This is a genomic window from Rhodococcus sp. MPR-R1B (assembly GCF_058793255.1).
On sequence record NZ_JBXAFO010000032.1, the window covers coordinates 1 to 18,217 of the forward strand.

The following is an 18,217-nucleotide window of genomic DNA, read 5'->3' on the forward strand; positions in this document are numbered from 1 at the left end:
GGTTGGGGTGGGTTTGTCTTCTCGGTCTGCCAACTGTTCCAACGGTTGTCGAGTTTTTCGCGTAGCTCGGGCATGGTGGCGGGTTGTGTGAGGCCGGTGAGGGGTTCATCGGCGTGGATTCGGTACTGCCGGTAGGTGTGACCGTCGATGTTGACGGCGATGTCGGCGTGTTTGAGCCCGGTTGCGTCGAGCGCGTTCGCAGCTTCGGCGCGCACGTGTGGTGGGATATCCGCTCCGTAGCCGTCATTTGCCGTGGCATGTTTGACGATCAACGCACCATCGGGGGTGTTTCCGTCGCTGCTGGTCACGGCTGTCAGTTCTGCCTGCTGCCAGGGGCGTTCACTGTTTCGCCAGATCCCGGGGGTTGATTGGACCGACAGTCCGGGGTTGGCGGCCGCGAAGTCCGCTGCGGTGGTGTGTTCCCAAGCTGCGGCCCGGCCTTCACGTCCGGTGTGCTGTGTGTGGGCGAGGTGAGCGCGGCTGATGTCGTCGTCGGTGACAGCGTTGATCGCGGACAGCTTCGCACTTGTCGCGGTGTGGGGGCTGTTGGGGTCCTTGACGCCGGCGGCGGCACCGATGTGGGTGCCGGGGATTCCGTCTTGCCGGGCGCGCAGTTCAGCTTCACTGCCGGGAACGTGTGTGCCGATATTGATGCTGTCGCCGATGGTGGTCCCGGAATATGCGGGCGGGGTGGAGAGTTCGCTGACTCTGGCCGCGTATTGCGCGCTCTCGTTGGCGTAGGCGTTCAGGTCGTCGTCGGCGATGAGACGGTCACAGTGCGCGTCGTGAAGGCTGTCGCGGGCCACGGATACCGTTTCGATGTTTGTGCTGGTTTTCGCCGCTTCCCAGCCCCTTTCGGCGTCGTGTTCCGCGGCGTGGGCGTAGTCGCGTGCTTTGAGGAGCTGTTGATGCTCTGCCGATTGGGCACGTTCGTCGAGGACTGCGCGGGCTTCGTCCACGTCGAGAGTGGCGGCGTGTTCGCGTGCCTGGTCCAGCTCGTCGGATCGTTGACGTCGCAGGTAGTAACCGGAGGCGGTGTCCGCGGTCCATTCGCGATACGACGCCTGCATTTCTTCTTCGAACTGGTCATCTCGCCATTCTTCGTATGCTGCTTCGGCAGCGTCTTCGGAGCTCGCGTACTCGGCGAGGGTGCTCGGCGCGAAGCCTGCGTCGATCATGTCCTGGCGATGCTTCGGGTACTCCGCGGCGTAGTCGCGGCCGAACTCGCTTCCATCGGGGATCGCCGATGCGGGTGGCTGAGCGCCTGCACGGAGCTGGGCTTGTTCGGCGGCGGTCAGGGTCTCCCCCATCACGGCTTTGCGCTGCAGTTCTAAAAGTTCCAGATGCTCGGTGTCATAGACCGATTCGGCGGACAGCGCATCGGCATACGCGGCCGCGTGGTTGGCGGCTCTACCGGTGCGGCTGCAGCGGGCAGCTGCATCTGCCGAGCACCGACGTGGACCTCCCGGTTGGTTGGCTCCGATGCACACTCTGACCTCACCCCCAATTCGGCGCCCTGATCAGACCGCCTCGCTTGGGGCGGTCTGATCTGGACGCGGATTGTGTCGCTCCTCCGATAGGTGAAAACGTAACTTGCACGGTTCCGGTCATCGAGGTGCTGGGATGGAAGGCGACTATGCGTGAGACAGCGGGGTGTGCGCGGCGATGGAATCTGCCTCTCACGATCTGCGCCGGACGGGGGCGGGATGGAGGGCGGCCTCCGCCCAGACGGTGACAGCCGCTTGACCGGGCTGGGCCGCTGTCACCGTCCTCGAGCTAGGCAGCTCGGCGCTCACCGCTTTCCCGGAACACTTCTTCGCCAAAGATGCTTGTGACCTCAGTCATTCGCGGTTCCTGGCGGATCTCCTCTGCAACAGCTGTCTTGAGCAGTCGAGAGATGTTGTTCCGCCCCCACACCACTTTTCCTGCCGGCGTGGGAATCCCCTCGTCGTTGAGTTCGTCGCAGATGTATTGCATGGTTTTCCCCTCGTTTCGCAGCACCAGAATTCTGCGGAGTACGGGCAGAGGGCAGAGCATCGGCCGCCCGACACGGCCGCTCACTGCTCGCCACCTCCCCCGAGGCGGTTGAGCAGGACGTCCAAGAGCCGGAAGGCGCGCTCGGAGCGATCCGCGGACCCGAGTAGGGCAAGGAGCAGCGTGCAGGGGACCACGGTGAGCATGATGATGCCTCGCCACCGCGTCAAGAGAAACGCAACTGCCCAGATGATCAAGGCCGCAGGCGAATTGGGCATAGCTTCGGCCAGTGTAGTGAGAAATTTCACGGAGAACTACCTTCCACGCAGATTGCGTGATTGGCGGGCCTTGTCTCCGTCGTTTAGACGTCCAGAAGGCCCGTAAGTGGATTGGAAACAATCGACTTACGGGTGTTGTTGGGGCCGCGAGTGACCTGCGGCTTGGTAGTGACTGTCCGGCCTGGTGCTTCACCCTGCTGCGCACGGCGAACCAATAAGGATCTCAAGCGGGCAATTCTTGCGGTCTCGGTTCGGACGTTCCGGCGTCTGAACTGAGAGAGGTGTTCGTCAAGGCCGGTGACTTTCGGCGGCTGGAATGGGTTGTACTTGGACAACCACGATCCGACTTGCCGTCGGGTTTCCATGAGCTGATCGAAAACCTGGCGCAACGGCGACACAGCACGGATCGCATCTTCGCGAGCTTGAGACACAGAACGGTACGCGTCGCGGAAAGGATTCAAGAGCTGTTGGCTCATCCTCCGCTGGACCTCAGCGACTGCAGGTATACGCAGTGCCCGCTCCGCGGAATCGAAGGCCCGATAGTGAGCAGCAGTCAGCACGGGGTAGCCCGTGCTGACTGCTGTCACTAGTGTTGCCATGCCTCCACGATACTGCTTCCGCGAAATGTCCGTATATTGACGCGATTCCATCAGCCACCTCGCAGGCACCGCAGCTCCGCCGTCACCGCGGTCGAACTTAGGACCGCGGTGACGGTGCTCCTCCCAGCCGGCAGATCGGGTCAGGCGGACAGGCTCCGTTTGATCGGGTTGTAGTGCTCGTCGAGCCAGCGACGCAGCTTCGCGTCTTCGATCGGGTTGGCAAATGCTGCCGCGATTACGACTGCCAAGGTCAACCCTTCTGCATCGATCAGAGCTGTTCGGACGTTGATCTTCGTTCGTAGATTTCGGCTTCCGTCGCCGGGGCGGGTGAGTCGAACGGCCACGGAATCCGATGGGTGGTCGATGCTGTAACGGTAGGTACCGAGGATATTCAGGTGCAGGGCCCAGGAGACGAACGACTCGCAGCCTCCGAGACGGCAGGCCTGCAGGGGGCCGTCACCGGGGCTGTGGCCCCAGCGGGCGACGCGCGCACGGTATTCGGCTGCTGCGTCGATCTCTGCTTGTACGTGGAGGCGTTGGAGCTTCCGCAGTTCGGCGGGAGGGCGGCGGTGCAGTAGCGCGAGCTCGAGTGTTCGCATGGAGGTGGACAGGCCTTCGGGGGTGGCACGTTGTTCTGCGAGTGCGGCGGTGTGGGCTTCGGCTAGTCGCTGACTGCGTGTGTTGGCGTCGGCGATGTCGCGGGATCGGTTCTGTATTCGTTCCCGGGTTTCGGCGATTTCCTGGTCCAGTGCTGCCAGCGCGTGCGCGTTGTCGTCGTCGGCGGATGTGTCGAGTGCTGGCATCGGCAACTTTCGAGGTGCGGCGGGCGTCGGTGCGTCTCACCTTATGGCCCGGGTTTCGTCCGTTCTCGGGTTCGGCCGCTTCTGGTGCCTGCGCTGGTCGCAGCAGTAAGGGTCGTGAACGCAAGAAACCCACCCCGGCGACTATGCCCGGGGTGGGTTGGTGTTCTCGAGCCTATGCGTGCGTGAGCATGCGATAAGCGGCCTGTTTCGTTCCCGCCGAGTCAGTGTTGGTGAACTGGCGGGCGGCTCGAGCCTGGTCGACGCTTTCACCGGTGCTGGTGCGGACGCCGCGCCCCCAGTCTTCCCACTCCACTACTGCGTTCAGTGCGCCCCACCGCGTCGCGCGGCCTTCGGATTGGGTGTTGGCGATGTTGAACAACTGCATGAGTTCGCCTCGACGGTTCTCCCACCGGGTGCGTGCGGCTTTCTGCGACTCTTCCGGCTTCGGGTAGAGGGCATCGATGTAGTCCGCGAACTCTCGACTGGTCATCGGCTGAGAGATCAGCATTTCGCCGACCGCCGCGAAACTCTTCGCGTATCGAAACGCGCCCTGCAGCAGGATTTCGGCCATGCGGCTGTGCGCGGAGGCGGTATGCGGGATGGACCAGCGCTGCGCTTCGCCGATACCGACTGTCATGCCGTTCATGCACACCAGCCGTTTTCCGCTGATCTCACCGGAGATGGAACCTGACCCGTCGTGCGAAGTCCGGATAACGATCCCGAAGTCCACGACGTCCTTTCCTCCGATACGAACGCGTGCCTCCGGGAGATCCATCGTCAGAAACGTCTTACGACTGTGGTCGAGTGACCCTGCGTGGGCGAAGGTGGCGCCGAGATCCCTTGCGTTGTCGGCGATTGCGAACGCGTCGGCGTTGGTCACCGGCGTGTAGCGGGAACCGACGACGGCAAGCCCCTGGTACGTGTCGTCACGCATGATCAGTCGCTGCCCCGGAAGGGAGGTGTTGATCAGGCCAGACTCGCCCATCAGGGTCAGGTGGTCGGTGTTGTGCACGGTCAGGCCCCAGTCCAGTCCGGCGGTGCGCAACGCTTCTGCAGTGTCGCGGGATCCGGCGACATCGGTGCCGAGCACGGCCTGAGCGGGCAGGCGGTGAGCGGGGCGGGGAAGGGTGGTCGATGCGGTCATGATGTCCTCCAAGGATCGGCCCCGGTGGGGGCGGTGTGTGCAGCTCCGATGCCATGAAGTTATTGAGATCTCGTAGTGAGTGCGGCACGGGCGCAATCGAATAGCGTCGACAATCCGCAGGTGGGATCCTTTGGCCGGCGGCGACTGAGCCGGACAGGCTCGCGGTTTTTTTGCAGGGCTGGCGTGTGCGGTCAGCCCGGCGACGACCAGCGATAACAGTGTTGAGCGGGCCTTTTACTGTTGGCGCAGCGGTAGGGATTGTGGGGTGGAACCGCCAGCGTCGAGCACTTGGTGTGCAGCGGAGATGCGAGCGGCGAGTTCATCGCCTCCGCTAGCCGTCGTGGGTGGTGTGTCGACGAGGCTTCGAAGGTGTTCGCGCGCTGCGGGAGTGAGGAGTCGACTGTCGAGTTCGGTGACTTTCTCGGCGAGGATCACTAATTCGCTGGTTGCCGTGTCGATCGATGTCTGTCGGGCGGTAATCGACAGCTCGGCGTTTCGCGATTCGAGTTCCACCGATTCCATTGGAATCTGTCGATCGTTCAGTGTCGCTGACAGATTCGCTCTAGCGATCAGCGTTTTGTCTAGCGCGGCGGCCGTCGACACTGCTCGCCACGTCGTTACGGCGACGTTCCTCGCAATCGGTTCCTGATCTCCGAGACTGCCGTGTTGGAAGGCCACCGAGCCGATGATCCGACTCTGTGCGGTGACGGCCCGGTCCGCGTGCGATCGCAGGACAGGGTCGAGGATGCTGCTGCGTGTGATCTCGATCGGCCCGGTTGTGTCGTCGAGTTCTCTGGCGGCGGCGCGGGCTTCGCCGAGTTTCGCTCGGTACTTCACGCGTGCTGCGTGTACTGCGGCGATGGTGATGATCGCCATGATCGGGGCGGCCACCACGGCGGGCACGAGCAGGGAGAGTATGCCCGCGCTGATGGCAGCCCATATGACAGCGGCAGTAAATAGATAGGTGTCGAACCTGTCATGTACTCCGGACAGCCGTGCGTATCGGCGGTCGATGGGGTGGTCGACGCGGTCCGGGTTCACCAGGACGTTCCAGGTGTGGGTTCGGTTCATCTGCGACTGTTCCCCTTCCCGTGTAGTGGTTTCCGATGTGGTGGTGTGTCTTCACGACGCGCTTGGCGACGGGCTTCTTCGATCAGCATCGGGTAGGTGTTGGCGATGGATCGGAGAACGCGGCCCTTGATCACGGCACCGATCTCGGCGCGGTCCTTCGGGCTAGCCATCTGGCGAATGAAATCTCGGTGGCTGTCGTAGCCACTGCATGCGTGCCTGAGGTAGTTCACGCAAATTCGGGTCATGAAGGCCTCGTCCGAGGCGAAATCTGCTGCACGCTTACCAGGGTTGAGTTCGTTGTAATGCGCGGTCGAGAGACGGATCAGGCGGGGCAGCGACATCGCCGGCACACTCACGTCGACAATGTTGGCGGCAGCGATGAGTTCAGCGCGGGTCGCCAGGGCGGCGGTACGGCCTTGACCTGCAGATCCGGAGCGGTCCCGAATCTGCGGGTTCTGTTGTACATTCACTCGCTGTCCCTTCTCCGTAATGACGCGCATCGTCATCATGCAGACCCCGGTTCCGGTGCTCATGCTCACTTTCCGCGTCGATGACCGGAACCCCGCCTGCCACGATGTCTGCGAAGGCTTCGCCGTCTTCACTGACGGTGCAAGAGAAGTTCCTCGGGCGCCGCAAGGTGACGAGTGCACACCGTCCTGAACTAGTAAGCGGGAGAAGGGAACAGCATGAGCGAGTTGGCCTCAACTGCAGGGAGGTGGGTCAGCGAACATCGGAGGCCGCTGACAATCGGCGGTGTCGTTGTCGCGGTAGCGGCTCTGATCATCGGCATCGTCTCCGTCGTCGCTCAGCGCGAGGACCCTGTCGACATGCAGGCTTACGCTGTGCCAATCGTCTCGATCAACGACATCCCTGCCCGGGAGTTCATCGGCTGGTCTCAGCAGGCCGTAGACGTTCGACCGCAGAACTCTCCGGTGCCGGAGAGGATGAGCGCTCCAGACAACGGACAGTGTGTGCCCGGTGGGAAACTGCAGACCGCTGTTCAGTCCATGGTGTTGTCGGGATCGCGCTGGTCGGGAAACAAGTTCGTCAATCCTGGCGGAGCGCAGATCATGAATGTGCAGTTGTCGAACTCCCCCAACACCAACCCCGATGTAATCGATGATTGGTTGTCTTCCTGCGCGCAGACCCACTTGGTGGTGGACGGCGCCGGTGATCAGGAACTGCGTTTAGCATCGCTTCCCGTTACACCCGAGTTCTACCGACTCGACGACGCCAGGGTCTATACCGCCACGCTTGAGGGCGACCGAACAATGACGACGATGACCGGATGGGGAGTCGCTGACGGGATCACCGTGCAGGTCGATTTCACCTTTGTCGGACAACCCAGCGACGAAGCGATTGCACAGTTCGACGTGGTGTGGCGAGCGCAGGCAGGCAAGCTCGTTGGTATGCAAGAGGCCGGGGTTCTCTAGCAAATCGTCATCGACGGTCAGATCGACGAGCGCACTTCGACAGTCGCATCGTTTGCCGAAGTGCGCAGGAACTCTTTCGCGAAGCCTGAATACCCTGCCGCCGATCTTTCCATCTGCGAAACTCGCAAATGACGTACTCGGTGCGCGCCTGAACTGAACCTTTGCCGACCCCCCATGGCGTCGTGGATTGACTGGCCAGTGCTCGCGATGGTGGGATCGCAGTCGCGATCCCACCATCTGACGAAAACGGAATAGGTCGCTGACTCATGCACCGGAAGAGGCGATTTGGCGGCTTCTCGGCTCCGATGTACGGGCAAACTCTCCAAGGAAGGAGCGCGACAAAATGCCACCAGCACGCCCCTGACGATGCTTCAAAATGAGTACATGCAAATCGTCTGGGGTCTCGGATGATCCCTGCGGATCGATCGCGTACGGCCGGTGCAAACCGATGACGAGGTCCGCGGCTTCCTCCAGGCCGCCAGAACCCTTCATATCGCTCAGTTTCGGAGGCCGGTCGCCTTCAGTGGGACCACGGTTGAACTGAGCTGCAACGACCACGGCGATGCTCATGTCCTTGGCCATCGCCTTAAAACCGTTCGCGATCTCGGAGAGCCGTTGGGCCTGATTGAGAGATGCCTGTTGTTGATCGCCGGCCTCCGTGAGCTGGATGTAATCCTCGAAAACGATGCGCAAGTCTGTGCCTTCGGCCTGAAACTTGGTGCGCGCTGCAGCCGCGACCCGACGCATCTGAGGCAGGGTACGTGCCGTGTCGTCGATGACGAGGTGCCACGAGGCGACCCGTGCCATGGCTTCGGAAACTTTGTCCCACCCGAGATCTGTTAGTTCGGTCGGGTTTTGCAGTTTGTTGCGGTGCATGTTTCCGCATTCTGCGACGACGAGTAGTTCGGTGATCTCTTCGGCAGGCTGTTCGAGGGAGAAGAGGACGACACCGGCACCGGAATCGCAGGCGGCTCTCACCCAGTCGATGATCGCGGTCGTTTTTCCTGTTCCGGGTCTCGCCGCGAGGACGGTCAGCCGTCCGTCTTTCAGGCCCTTGACCAGAGCCATCGAGTCTTTGCCTCCGTCTAAGTCTCTCCATCCGGTCGGTACGCCGTCGATGCCGTCGACCCCGTTGACCAGTCGGACGTCGAGTGAGTGTTTCAGCTCCTCGATTTGAGATCGGATGTCGGGCAGCGTCGTCGACTGAAATGATTGGGCATCGAACAGTTTCGCAAGTCGTGAGCGGGCTTCGTCGACAGATGAGAGTTGACCATCCCGAATCAGATCGAGGGCGAGTTCCATCTCTGATTCCAAGCGGCGCAGTTGTTCTCGACCTGCCATCGCCTCGAGATGAAGCTGCGGGGCCCGTGCAGACGCTGACAGGGAGGCGTGGGTCATCGCGGAGAGGCCGCTGGGACCACCTGCGACGTCGAGCTGGTCTCGCCTTCTCAACTCCGTCACCACTGAGGTGAGGTCCACGGGGTGGCCTGTGGAGACCAGCGTGCTGATCGCTGCGAAGACAGCTTTGTGTTTGTCTGTCGAGAATGCATGCGGTGACAGCGCAGAGACGGTCGACGCCACGAATGCCTCGTCGTCGCCTTCGAGGAGACGTCCAAGTAGGACTTGTTCTGCGGCAGAGTTGTTTTCGATCACACCTTCACCTTGCTCCCGCAGGTGCGCGCTTGCGGCACGGATAGTCGCGTACCCACCATCTCCACCAGGTCACCGACATCAGAGGGGAATGCTCCGGGCATCCGGAGCGTCGAGTTGGGAAACATCGGGGTGTCGACGTCGAGCGACGAGATCCTGATGACGGCTCCTGGCCACGGCAATGCCCACGGATGTGTGTGCCACGGAGTCGGATACGTTTTCGCGGCCAACGAGTCGACGATCCGGGAGTCGTCGGTTAGGAGTTTGAACCGACGCGACGCCGAGCTTCCGGACTTGTGTTCAGCCGGCGACAGCGCATCTTGGACAGCGCGCAGCAGCTTGTCGACGTCGGGTTTCGTCATAGGCGGGCATCGGGGCGTGGTCCGCTCCGAGACGGGAATAACCGCGGAGGTCCCGATGCGATCGGGCTTCGGCACAGTCAGCGCGACATGCAGTCGAACCGGACCGTCGATGGGTACCCACTCGGTTCCGCCGATCCGGAGTGCTTCCCGGGTGATGGTGTCACGCCAGGCACGCAATGCTGGGCCTTTGTCGTGTTTGATCACGCCGGCCGCGACAGCTCTCATTGATCCTTGGGTGATTGGCTTCCCCTCAGCGACAAGCCACATCGTGTGGTCAGGCAGGCACGCGAGGCCTCCACGGTGGCTTTCGCGCACGACAGAGTCCTCGGGGGTCTTCGACGACGACGATGTTTGCACCGCGACCGGTACCGCAGCGAGGGCGTTCTCCGGGACGTGTGTGCAGCTGCTGCACCGCGTCCGGCTGATCGGGATGAGTGCGGCCCGACATGCCGGGCAGTATCGGTGCGATCCACTGGACAACAGCGCGTCGGCGTTGATGCTCATGATGCGGACCCTATGACTGCCGGTTCCGGTGTTCGGGCGGGATTGATGGGTTCGACGTCGCCGCAGAGGCGACGTGGCGGGCCGGTGACCGTAACTGGCTGGTGTTGGATCGGAGTCAGAATGTGCGGTTGAACTGCTCGGATGTTGCTTCGTGCCGCACTTGTCAGTCGGTGGCGTCAGTATTTGGTCATCGGAGATCACCACGCCAAGGCACCTACGGCGCAGCGAATCAGGAGAAAGCCATGCAGAGCACGTTCACCCGACAGACGCACAACACCTCTTATGTCGCGTACAGCAAGTCGGCGTCGAAGCCCATTCAGGTCCAGGTTGCTGGTCAGGATTCGACGGTGCCTGTGCACTCGCAGGTTCTGATTCGCGAATTCGTCTCCATCGAGATCGACAGCATCGACGACGCTCGGGCGACCAGTCAGCGCCAGCCGACTCTTTACGTCAAGTTCAATGCCCGATCCGCGAAGAACCCAGACGGTGAGTCCGTCGGTCTCAGAGAGAATTTCGGTGCGTCGATCCAAGCAGGTGGAGACCTCGAGAAAGCAGTTCGGCATGCACTCACCGCAGGAAAAGCGGTGTACGTGGCGATCGAAACGAAGCGGCGTTACAAGAACAGCTCTGGTGAGATTATCTCGTACTTGACGCCGATCAACGAACTGCGTGGCGCGACGAAAGACGGAAAGGGCGGCTCGGCGTCCGCGACCCGTGAAAACTGCGCAAACGTGATCGCAGCGATCGGCCCTGCTGACGCTCCCACGACCAACTTGATCTCCGACGAAGTGACCAGCGACCCGTCGAAGTGGGCCACGTTCCGGAGCAATCACGATGGCACTCAGGTGCCTTCGGGGTTCGTACGCGTGAACACACCCGAAGGTGATCCGACTGGTGCGATCACCGCCGCCGAGAGCGCACCAGCCGCCGCGCCGGCATCGGTCGACGTCGATGCCCTCGCCGAAGCCGTCGCTGCTCGTCTGCACGGCGCCGCTCCCACCAATGGAACGCCCGCCTCATCCGGAGCGGCTCGACGTCCTGCGCTGAGGGAAGCGCACTCGGTGGAAGCAAAGCCATGGGAGCCGTACAACTCCGACGGCCGCGCCAACGCAGGTTCCTACCTGACCGCAAGCTGGCGAAACACTTGGTCTGGCGCCATGATCCTGCTGACCACAGCCGCATATGAGGAACAGGACGCAGCCGAGCGCGCCGGTAGGGAACCTCGCCTGCTGGAAAGCTCTGCCCTCGCATCGACGGCTACTGATCTGACCGAAGTACTTCTCTCCATGGCCGATCAGGTTCAGACCGCCGTTGTCGGCCGGATCAACCGGATGGATCGTTCACACGGTGAGGCCGGAAAGTGGGTCCACCAGATCGCTTCTCGTCTGGTCCCGATCACCCTCGAGATGCTTAGCGAAGAGCACTCGGAACAGCGCGAGATGTGGCGCAAGACAGTGATCGCTCAGGCGACTGCAGTGTTCGCAGGCGCCTTGCATTCGGTCGAAAGCTACCTTGACGGGCAGTATGACCAGCCGACGCCGATCAACGATGCTTCCCGTAAGGCCCGGGAGCAGGCCGGGCGGCAGGCGCAACAGGGGAACGCTGCTACCTCGACGTCCGGCGCTCAGATGACGTCGACGAATGCTGTCATCGGCGATGCGGCCACCGGAGACGACGCACTCATGCAGCGTTGGAACGCTTTCCTGCAGCAGTGCAAGCTGACCGGTCACGAGGACCGCGTCAAGCCGTTCCTCGCCGCTGCCTGCGGAACCGCTGATCTCGCACAGATCCCGGCGCAATTGTTCAGCGAACGACTCTCAGCGTGGGAGGCCGAACCCCAGCGGTTCGTAGAAGCCGCCGCCGGCGCCTACCGGGCATCTCAGCCCGTCGCACGACAGTCAGCGTGACCACGGCGCGACGCGCTCACCGTGCCGCGCACCGAAATCGTCTGTGACAGCGTCGACTACGAACCCATTAGCACCAACCCACCCAGCGTTTACAGAAAGGTAGTCCCATGGCAGGCGACACCGTAATCACCGTGATCGGCAATCTGACCGCAGCTCCCGAACTTCGCTTCACTCCGGCCGGCGCAGCCGTCGCCTCGTTCACCGTTGCCTCGACGCCCCGCACGTTCGACCGCAACTCCAACGAGTGGAAAGACGGCGATGCACTGTTTATGCGTTGCAATCTGTGGCGTGAGGCAGCCGAGAACGCCACCGAGAGCTTGACCCGTGGTTCACGTGTCATCGTCAGCGGCCGTTTAAAGCAACGCTCGTACGAAACTCGTGAGGGCGAAAAGCGTACCGTCATCGAACTCGAAGTCGACGAGATCGGCCCCAGCCTCAAGTACGCCACCGCCAAAGTCGCCAAAGCGAGCCGGGGTGGTAACAGTGGCCAGACCAACAACGGCAGCACCACAACCCAGTCCACATCACGCCCGCCGAACGCCGGAAACGATCCCTGGGGAAGCGGCGCCCCCAACGAAGATCCGTGGGGTGCCGGTGCCGCCACATCCGCCGCGAGCGACGAACCGCCCTTCTGACTTACGAAACTCACTGTGGCCCCGACATCATCCGTCGGGGCCACAGCACATTGCCGAACCCAACCCCCCGACGAGCTGTCACGACAGCCATGGACACCGGAACCGTCACTGCAATCATTCCCCTATCGGAGACCACGAAAGGGGGAAGGGTGCCACGCACACGCCGCGGAACCGCCTTCTCTGCCCAACTGCAACAGCAACTGGCTGCATGGGCAAGACGACTATTGAACGACTGGGCGGTGTTGACCTGGACAGCTGACAGCGCCCGTGTCGGTCCCGTCACCGTCACGGCACTGAACTGGCTTTTCCTCATCGGCATCTCGACATTCGGGTTCCTGACCAACGGGCACTTGATGTGGATCGGCGTCGCCTCGGCCGCGTGGTTGGTGGTGACCATCGTGCGTGCCAGCATCGTGATGCCACGGCGCCGCAACACACTTGAAGCGATCTACTCCGGCCTGCAGAAACCGGCTGGGCTTCCATCAGGGACCGTCAGCCGACCTACGACCCCCTCCAAACACATCACCTCAATTCGATGGTCGTCATCACAGGCCATTCGCGCAGCCCAGCTGTCCGTTGGTGCCAGCAGTGCCTCTGTGGGGGCACCAATGCGACGACTGATCGTCGAGAAGGCCATTGAGCAGAGCGTTCCTGCACCGGCCGACATGGAGTGGGTGTTCAACTGGACTAAGTCGAACACCGTCGAGTTCGAAGCGGTCAACGGTGACGATCCACGAGTGGCGAAACAATTGATGGCCCGAAAGATCACTGCGACGCTGCGGTCCCTCTTCAAGATCACCGACCGGAACGCAGCAGATGGATACGCCCTCGACATCGCCGAATGGGCCGACGAAACTCGCGCAGACGGAGCAGTCGTTCCGATACCGACGCAGCTTCGTTTCGCAGCTGGAAGCCAAGACCTGACTGATCCGGGCTTTCGAGACACCCTCGAGCGCAGCTTCGACCGATCTGTGTCGTGCCCGGGCGAGTGGATCTACCTGTGGAACAAAGACGAGCAGGCCCTCGAAATCAGCAGGGCCGCCAAAGGATCTCTGGAAGCTCGCAGGAAGCTCAACGAACGAAAGTTTGCCGACGAAATCCGCTCCGCTATAACAAAACCAGGCAAAGACCCTGTCGTCGCTGTCGTCGAGACGTGGGCCGACGACGAATCGGACCAGCCGGCAACTATAGACGTGGACTTCGGAACACTCCCCCTCGGTGAACGCCGCCTCCGCGACAAGCTCGAAGACAGCCTCGATACCTCGATACACACGCGGTGGCCTGACGTCCGCTTGCTGTTCGACTGGAAGTTCGAGGGCGGTTCGACGCAACTGGCAATCATGTCTGTCGATCACAACGACGTCCGAGCGAAACAGAAATCGGTCGAAAAGAAACTCCGCAATGTTGTGGAGTCGAAGTTCGGAAAAGCCAGTACGCCAGTCGACTGCGACATCATCGAATGGCAGGAAGGCCTATCGCCCACCGGCGAAGCCCTCCCCCAGCGAGCGCGAGTGAACTTCGGATCCATCGACGTCAACAAACGCGAAACCAGGGACGAGTTCCAAGATCACTGGGACTCCCTCACTACGAACAACGACTGGGCATACTCATGGTCCACCGCAGATGGAATAGTCACGATGACCGCGGTCCCGCGACTACCAGATCAGCTGGCATTTCCGATGCCTGGCACGACCGCATTCGACGAAGCGATTACGCTGGCCCGCAAGGGAGTTCTACGTTTCGGCCCGCAGAAGGGCGGCGGCTGGCTCGACTGGGACCTCAACGAAACACCGCACGGATTAGTGGGAGGAAAAACCGGCCAGGGAAAATCTGTAGCTCTGTCGATCGTCTTGTTCTACGCGATGCTCTTGCCGGACGTCTACGAAGTTATCGTCTGTGATCCGAAGCGCACAGACTTCACCTGGACTCCAGAATTCCCCAGTGTCGTCCACTTCGCTGCGACCGACACCGAGATCGTCGACGCCGTGGCGCGAGCCAAACGGAGGATGGATGCCGGCCAAACGCTATTGAACAAGCTACAAGTCCGGAAGCTGTCCTGGCTACGAGAGAAGTACGCTGCGGATCCAGAGCTCGAGAAGGCGCACGGACCTGTACCTCGCCGCCTGATCCTTTTCTTCGACGAGCTCGCCGACTTCCTCGCGAAGGGCGCGAACAGCGACGTCGAAGAGCTGAAGGACGAAGCACGCGCCAACCTGGAGTCCATTGCTCGATTGGGCAGGGCGATCGAAGTGAACATCGTTGCGGCCGCTCAGAAGCCGGACGCCAAGATCATCTCCACACAGCTGCGTTCCCAGCTCGGCTTCAGGCTCGGTGTCGGTCCTCTCGACCAGTACGAATCACAGCAAATCCTCAACTCCGACCATGGCACCCGTTTCCCGGAAGAGGGAACACCGAAGGGTCGATCGTGGGCGTACGACCCCAAGAACGGCTATAGGCAAGTTCAGGTCATGTTCCTGCCCGACGACTCGATGGTGTGCCCGTGGGATGCCTCCATCATGTTGACGGGGTCGAAAGAGTTGGCGCGGGATCGCCTGATTGAGCTCGGGTTTGCGCAGACATCGATCACCAACTCCGATGGCGGTATCGAGCCGCGGTGGATCAGGGTGGAAAACGACGATGCGTGGCCATCAATTGACGTTCCCACCAACGCGGAGCGCGACTCCGAATCCTCAGACACGAAGCCTGAACTGGATTTTGGTGCCGGTCTCGGCGACCAGGAATTGAACGAATCTGATGATGTCGATCCGTGGAATCAGTAGCGAGCAAACCACATTGAAGGAGGGCAGGACATGAAACGGATAATCGCGGTTGTCGTCACGCTGGGAGTGCTGTGGGGGGTGGGTACGTGGTTCGGGGACGGGCAACTGATGTTCTCGCCTAGCTGGTTTCAGGCTACGAATCAGAAAGTGTCCGGATTCGTAAACAAGAGCGAGGACACTGTTCGAGACAAGCTTCCTGAACCGAACTTCACTGTCGAACTTCCACCCCCGGATGGATTCGCTCCATCCGAATCTGAGGACGTCGAGCCTTCGGCGGTGCCGTCATGAAGCTGATTGGGTATGCCGTCGCAATCCTCGTTGTGATTGGAATTGTCAAGGGCACCATCGATCTTGGCGATGGAAGCCAGTCAGTCGCTGACATCGCTGGCAGCATCCTCGGTGGCATCCGTGATACGACGGTCATGCTCATCCCGAAACTTATTTCGTGGGTAACTAGCCTGGTAGATCAGATTCCTGACGCGAAAGAGCTTCCAGCTTAGGCCCACCCGCAAGGCTACCGAGGTAGGTGCAGTGACGGATGGTACCTACCTCGGGAAGAGTTGTTCAGCGATCCTGTTGGCAAGTTCAGCGCGAGTATCGCCATCGCCGGGATGCGAATAGACCGGCGATGCGACATACCCTTCCTCGTGGGCTATCTGGACGGCGCCTGCGCACTCACGAAGAGACTCAACGAGTTCTGAAACGAAGTCGACGCCGGACGATGCTGGTGCATGGTCGGCGATAGCGTCAGAGAGGGCTTCGAGATAACGGACGGATTGTTCCAGTAGATCAGTCATGCCGACCACACTACCGGTGGAAACTCTTTGCACCGCAGCGGAATTACGGCTCACAGATAAGCGGTGACATTGCAGTCTTCGGCTGGGTCTCCGCTCGATCCTACAGAATTGCACTCGCCTTTCGGCGTGTCAGCCCTCGTGTCGGGTTCAGAACACACGGGAGGCACCTCGACCCAGTTCACTAAATGGGTGCTATACTTCTCTTGTTCCACACCGCATATGCAGGGTCTTACTCAGTACGACCGCAGCGGCAACGAGAGGAAACTGGCAATGGCCATCACGCAGAGAATCCACACCTCACTGGAATTCGGGTATGGATATGACACCGACATACCAGCCAACCTCGCGGCGAGGATTCTCGGAACGGCCCCAGCGACAACAAGAAAAGCTGTGCGCGCAGGGATCATTCCGTCTCCGAACACATTCGAAGTCGTCAGCAAGCTCGCAGACACTCCGGTCGTCGAATCGGTGCTCCTCGACGGCAAACCCGTCCCAGTTCTTCGTCTGGGGGAACTTCAGCAATCATCAGACCCGGACCGGGACAACATCGGATACCACTCGCGCATGAGTAACGACGCATTCACAGCCTCGTGTGATCGTTGGTGGCCGAAAATCGAGATGGTCTCGGCCGCAGGTGGTCTGCTTGTCGCGCACGGCGGATGGCTCGTCGGAGCGTTCAGCATCGGCACCGACCCTCGCGAAATCGACGACACAGGCAAGGTTTGGTACGACGCTGCACTCATCGCTCGCTGCAGAGATGCCTACGCAGGACACATCGAAGTGGAAGAAGGCACAGAGGGACATCCCATGGCGGAAATAGCACGCCGTGTCCTCGGAGGACGCGTCTTCGGTGGGCAGGGTGGAAGTTTCACTCGCCTATCGGGTGACCAATCGCAGGTCTAACACCAAGGACTCGACGAAATTGTCGGTGCCCCCAAAGTTTGCGATCGGGGCACCGGCCATTTCCTTGGTGGCCAATACCGATCGTCATGAAAGCGGCTATTCATCAAGGCCGTGAGGTTCGCAGCCCCGGATTCTGGTCGTAGTTCGCCGATCACCGGAAGTCCGGTTTCTAGGCTGTCTCCATCGGAGATGACGAGAGGCACACGACATGGTGATGGGGCCCACGCACGCAATGAGCGGCGCAGCCACAGGATTGGCGATAGCTGCGGTATTACCGCCCGAGTGGGGAGGTCCGACGTCCATTCCTGGCGCATTCATATTCGCCGGCATTACAGCCGGCGCTGCCCTCCTCCCGGACTTGGACAGCCCACAGGCCACAATTGCCCGTAGTTTCGGACCACTCAGCCAGGCAGTCGCTCATGTGGTGGAACGGATCTCGTTGGCATTCCACTCTTTGACGTCGACGAAGCGTGACGACAATCGGGAGAACGGCCATCGCACCACCACTCACACTCTCGGGTTCGCTGTGCTTGCCGGCATGGCGGTGACAGCGCTGGTGACAGCGTTTGGGAAACCTGCGACGATCGGCGTTTTGTTCCTGATGCTGGGGTTGGCGATCCGAGGGCTGTTCCCTCAATGGGTGAAGAAGAACGATTGGCTGGCTGTGACCGGTGCAGCAGCGGGGCTATCGGTATTGACCTGGGTGGCGGCACCGGAGTCTGTGTCGGGGGTAGCGCTGGGCGCGGCCGTAACGGTCGGTGTGATCACACATTTGCTCGGTGATGCCGGCACGAAGATGGGTGTGCCGATGCTGGCGCCGTTCGTGAAGATCAACGGAAAGCGTTGGTGGGATGTCGCTCCGCCGGCAGCGGTGCGTATCAAGGCGTCGGGTCCAGCGGACAAAATTCTGCTCGGTGCCTTCACATGCATTGCGGTCGCCTTGGCGTACGTGGTTGTGTTCTCCCCGGCATCGGTCGGGATGGGCTGGTCGTAGAAGCGGCATCACCCCGGCTGCATTTGCGCTGCCGGGGTGATGCTTTCGTTCTTTCGCTTTCAGCTGGTTTCCGTTCCTACAGTTCTGCGGCGAGGTCGCGGAGTGGCCTTATCCGGACCTTGCCGTGTTCGAGGAGTTGTCCGCCCCAGACCCCTGTTTCGCGGGATTGCTGGGCGAATTGCAGACATCGACTTGTGAGGGGGCACTGTGCGCACACCTGCTTCGCGATGGCGATTGCTTCGTTGTTTCGCGGAAACCAGAGATCGGGGTTGGCTGCATCTCGGCACAGCGGTGCGGGCTGACTGTCTTCGCCGGAGACCAGGTCGCTGTACGTCGTTGGAATTTGCTTGAGTTTCATGGTTTTGGCTCCTTTCTCGTCCGGT

General features: G+C 61.2%; 20 protein-coding genes. 8 read left to right on the forward strand and 12 right to left on the reverse strand.

Annotated elements, in window-relative coordinates:
* From AC1Q61_RS28515 to AC1Q61_RS28550, 8 genes are all read right to left on the reverse strand, one after another.
* On the reverse strand, positions 1-1,490 hold a 1,490-nt coding region (locus AC1Q61_RS28515), incomplete at its 3' end, for a hypothetical protein (protein WP_492651306.1).
* 286 nt (positions 1,491-1,776) lie between these two features.
* Positions 1,777-2,061 (reverse strand): recombinase family protein, encoded by a 285-nt coding sequence (locus AC1Q61_RS28520; protein WP_064112217.1) that lies wholly within the window; start codon positions 2,059-2,061, stop codon positions 1,777-1,779.
* Complete coding sequence (locus AC1Q61_RS28525; RefSeq protein ID WP_099698417.1) at positions 2,058-2,282, reverse strand: hypothetical protein; 225 nt, start codon at positions 2,280-2,282, stop codon at positions 2,058-2,060. The genes AC1Q61_RS28520 and AC1Q61_RS28525 overlap by 4 nt, the downstream gene beginning before the upstream one ends.
* A 53-nt stretch (positions 2,283-2,335) precedes the next feature.
* Positions 2,336-2,851: a hypothetical protein gene (locus tag AC1Q61_RS28530; protein ID WP_157127663.1), complete on the reverse strand. Its 516-nt coding sequence runs from the start codon at positions 2,849-2,851 to the stop codon at positions 2,336-2,338.
* Between the two features lie 140 nt (positions 2,852-2,991).
* Positions 2,992-3,654: a hypothetical protein gene (locus AC1Q61_RS28535; RefSeq protein ID WP_492651307.1), complete on the reverse strand. Its 663-nt coding sequence runs from the start codon at positions 3,652-3,654 to the stop codon at positions 2,992-2,994.
* Positions 3,655-3,826: 172 nt separating this feature from the next.
* Complete coding sequence (locus AC1Q61_RS28540) at positions 3,827-4,798, reverse strand: DUF932 domain-containing protein (RefSeq protein WP_058228304.1); 972 nt, start codon at positions 4,796-4,798, stop codon at positions 3,827-3,829.
* A 234-nt stretch (positions 4,799-5,032) separates the two neighbouring features.
* Positions 5,033-5,869, reverse strand: coding sequence for a hypothetical protein (locus AC1Q61_RS28545; protein WP_075835726.1), 837 nt, complete (start codon positions 5,867-5,869; stop codon positions 5,033-5,035).
* Positions 5,866-6,402, reverse strand: coding sequence for a hypothetical protein (locus AC1Q61_RS28550; protein ID WP_075835724.1), 537 nt, complete (start codon positions 6,400-6,402; stop codon positions 5,866-5,868). Before AC1Q61_RS28550 ends, AC1Q61_RS28545 begins: the two co-directional genes overlap by 4 nt.
* A 153-nt stretch (positions 6,403-6,555) precedes the next feature.
* Between AC1Q61_RS28550 and AC1Q61_RS28555 the strand changes: the two genes are divergently transcribed.
* Positions 6,556-7,302: a hypothetical protein gene (locus AC1Q61_RS28555; RefSeq protein ID WP_064112212.1), complete on the forward strand. Its 747-nt coding sequence runs from the start codon at positions 6,556-6,558 to the stop codon at positions 7,300-7,302.
* 264 nt (positions 7,303-7,566) lie between these two features.
* Here the strand turns inward: AC1Q61_RS28555 and AC1Q61_RS28560 are convergent, their stop codons facing one another.
* Both AC1Q61_RS28560 and AC1Q61_RS28565 read right to left on the reverse strand, forming a co-directional pair.
* Positions 7,567-8,955 carry a replicative DNA helicase gene (locus AC1Q61_RS28560; RefSeq protein WP_064112211.1) on the reverse strand — a complete coding sequence of 463 codons (1,389 nt, stop codon included), beginning with the start codon at positions 8,953-8,955 and terminating at the stop codon, positions 7,567-7,569.
* Entirely contained in the window at positions 8,952-9,818 is an 867-nt protein-coding gene (locus tag AC1Q61_RS28565; RefSeq protein ID WP_064112210.1) for a RusA family crossover junction endodeoxyribonuclease, read from the reverse strand. Before AC1Q61_RS28565 ends, AC1Q61_RS28560 begins: the two co-directional genes overlap by 4 nt.
* A gap of 242 nt (positions 9,819-10,060) precedes the next feature.
* Between AC1Q61_RS28565 and AC1Q61_RS28570 the strand changes: the two genes are divergently transcribed.
* From AC1Q61_RS28570 to AC1Q61_RS28590, 5 genes are all read left to right on the forward strand, one after another.
* Entirely contained in the window at positions 10,061-11,725 is a 1,665-nt protein-coding gene (locus tag AC1Q61_RS28570) for a hypothetical protein (protein WP_075835722.1), read from the forward strand.
* A gap of 107 nt (positions 11,726-11,832) precedes the next feature.
* Positions 11,833-12,360 carry a single-stranded DNA-binding protein gene (locus AC1Q61_RS28575; protein ID WP_064112208.1) on the forward strand — a complete coding sequence of 176 codons (528 nt, stop codon included), beginning with the start codon at positions 11,833-11,835 and terminating at the stop codon, positions 12,358-12,360.
* Positions 12,361-12,509: 149 nt separating this feature from the next.
* On the forward strand, positions 12,510-15,140 hold the full coding sequence (locus AC1Q61_RS28580) for an FtsK/SpoIIIE domain-containing protein (protein WP_198174644.1): 2,631 nt from the start codon (positions 12,510-12,512) through the stop codon (positions 15,138-15,140).
* Positions 15,141-15,170: 30 nt separating this feature from the next.
* The gene (locus AC1Q61_RS28585; RefSeq protein WP_064112205.1) at positions 15,171-15,428 is read left to right on the forward strand and encodes a hypothetical protein; all 258 of its coding nucleotides are present in this window, start codon (positions 15,171-15,173) and stop codon (positions 15,426-15,428) included.
* Positions 15,425-15,640 carry a hypothetical protein gene (locus AC1Q61_RS28590; RefSeq protein ID WP_075835718.1) on the forward strand — a complete coding sequence of 72 codons (216 nt, stop codon included), beginning with the start codon at positions 15,425-15,427 and terminating at the stop codon, positions 15,638-15,640. The genes AC1Q61_RS28585 and AC1Q61_RS28590 overlap by 4 nt, the downstream gene beginning before the upstream one ends.
* A 45-nt stretch (positions 15,641-15,685) precedes the next feature.
* On the opposite strand, the gene AC1Q61_RS28595 is transcribed toward AC1Q61_RS28590, so the two are convergent.
* Positions 15,686-15,937 (reverse strand): hypothetical protein, encoded by a 252-nt coding sequence (locus AC1Q61_RS28595; protein ID WP_064112213.1) that lies wholly within the window; start codon positions 15,935-15,937, stop codon positions 15,686-15,688.
* A 270-nt stretch (positions 15,938-16,207) separates the two neighbouring features.
* On the opposite strand from AC1Q61_RS28595, the gene AC1Q61_RS28600 reads away from it, so the two are divergent.
* Positions 16,208-16,840, forward strand: coding sequence for a hypothetical protein (locus AC1Q61_RS28600; RefSeq protein WP_156519167.1), 633 nt, complete (start codon positions 16,208-16,210; stop codon positions 16,838-16,840).
* A gap of 208 nt (positions 16,841-17,048) precedes the next feature.
* The gene (locus tag AC1Q61_RS28605) at positions 17,049-17,834 is read left to right on the forward strand and encodes a metal-dependent hydrolase (protein WP_064112202.1); all 786 of its coding nucleotides are present in this window, start codon (positions 17,049-17,051) and stop codon (positions 17,832-17,834) included.
* Positions 17,835-17,910: 76 nt separating this feature from the next.
* Here AC1Q61_RS28605 and AC1Q61_RS28610 read toward each other — a convergent pair whose 3' ends face one another.
* Positions 17,911-18,192, reverse strand: a complete 282-nt coding sequence (locus AC1Q61_RS28610) for a WhiB family transcriptional regulator (RefSeq protein WP_064112201.1) — start codon at positions 18,190-18,192, stop codon at positions 17,911-17,913.
* Between the last annotated feature and the right edge of the window lie 25 nt (positions 18,193-18,217).

Coding starts and splice junctions, on each gene's coding strand:
- AC1Q61_RS28585 (WP_064112205.1), top strand. CDS start 15,171: ATGAAACGGATAATCGCGGTTGTCGTCACGCTGGGAGTGCTGTGGGGG.
- AC1Q61_RS28610 (WP_064112201.1), bottom strand. CDS start 18,192: ATGAAACTCAAGCAAATTCCAACGACGTACAGCGACCTGGTCTCCGGC.
- AC1Q61_RS28540 (WP_058228304.1), bottom strand. CDS start 4,798: ATGACCGCATCGACCACCCTTCCCCGCCCCGCTCACCGCCTGCCCGCT.
- AC1Q61_RS28565 (WP_064112210.1), bottom strand. CDS start 9,818: ATGAGCATCAACGCCGACGCGCTGTTGTCCAGTGGATCGCACCGATAC.
- AC1Q61_RS28570 (WP_075835722.1), top strand. CDS start 10,061: ATGCAGAGCACGTTCACCCGACAGACGCACAACACCTCTTATGTCGCG.
- AC1Q61_RS28545 (WP_075835726.1), bottom strand. CDS start 5,869: ATGAACCGAACCCACACCTGGAACGTCCTGGTGAACCCGGACCGCGTC.
- AC1Q61_RS28590 (WP_075835718.1), top strand. CDS start 15,425: ATGAAGCTGATTGGGTATGCCGTCGCAATCCTCGTTGTGATTGGAATT.
- AC1Q61_RS28600 (WP_156519167.1), top strand. CDS start 16,208: ATGGCCATCACGCAGAGAATCCACACCTCACTGGAATTCGGGTATGGA.
- AC1Q61_RS28575 (WP_064112208.1), top strand. CDS start 11,833: ATGGCAGGCGACACCGTAATCACCGTGATCGGCAATCTGACCGCAGCT.
- AC1Q61_RS28550 (WP_075835724.1), bottom strand. CDS start 6,402: ATGAGCACCGGAACCGGGGTCTGCATGATGACGATGCGCGTCATTACG.
- AC1Q61_RS28535 (WP_492651307.1), bottom strand. CDS start 3,654: ATGCCAGCACTCGACACATCCGCCGACGACGACAACGCGCACGCGCTG.
- AC1Q61_RS28555 (WP_064112212.1), top strand. CDS start 6,556: ATGAGCGAGTTGGCCTCAACTGCAGGGAGGTGGGTCAGCGAACATCGG.
- AC1Q61_RS28530 (WP_157127663.1), bottom strand. CDS start 2,851: ATGGCAACACTAGTGACAGCAGTCAGCACGGGCTACCCCGTGCTGACT.
- AC1Q61_RS28595 (WP_064112213.1), bottom strand. CDS start 15,937: ATGACTGATCTACTGGAACAATCCGTCCGTTATCTCGAAGCCCTCTCT.
- AC1Q61_RS28605 (WP_064112202.1), top strand. CDS start 17,049: ATGGTGATGGGGCCCACGCACGCAATGAGCGGCGCAGCCACAGGATTG.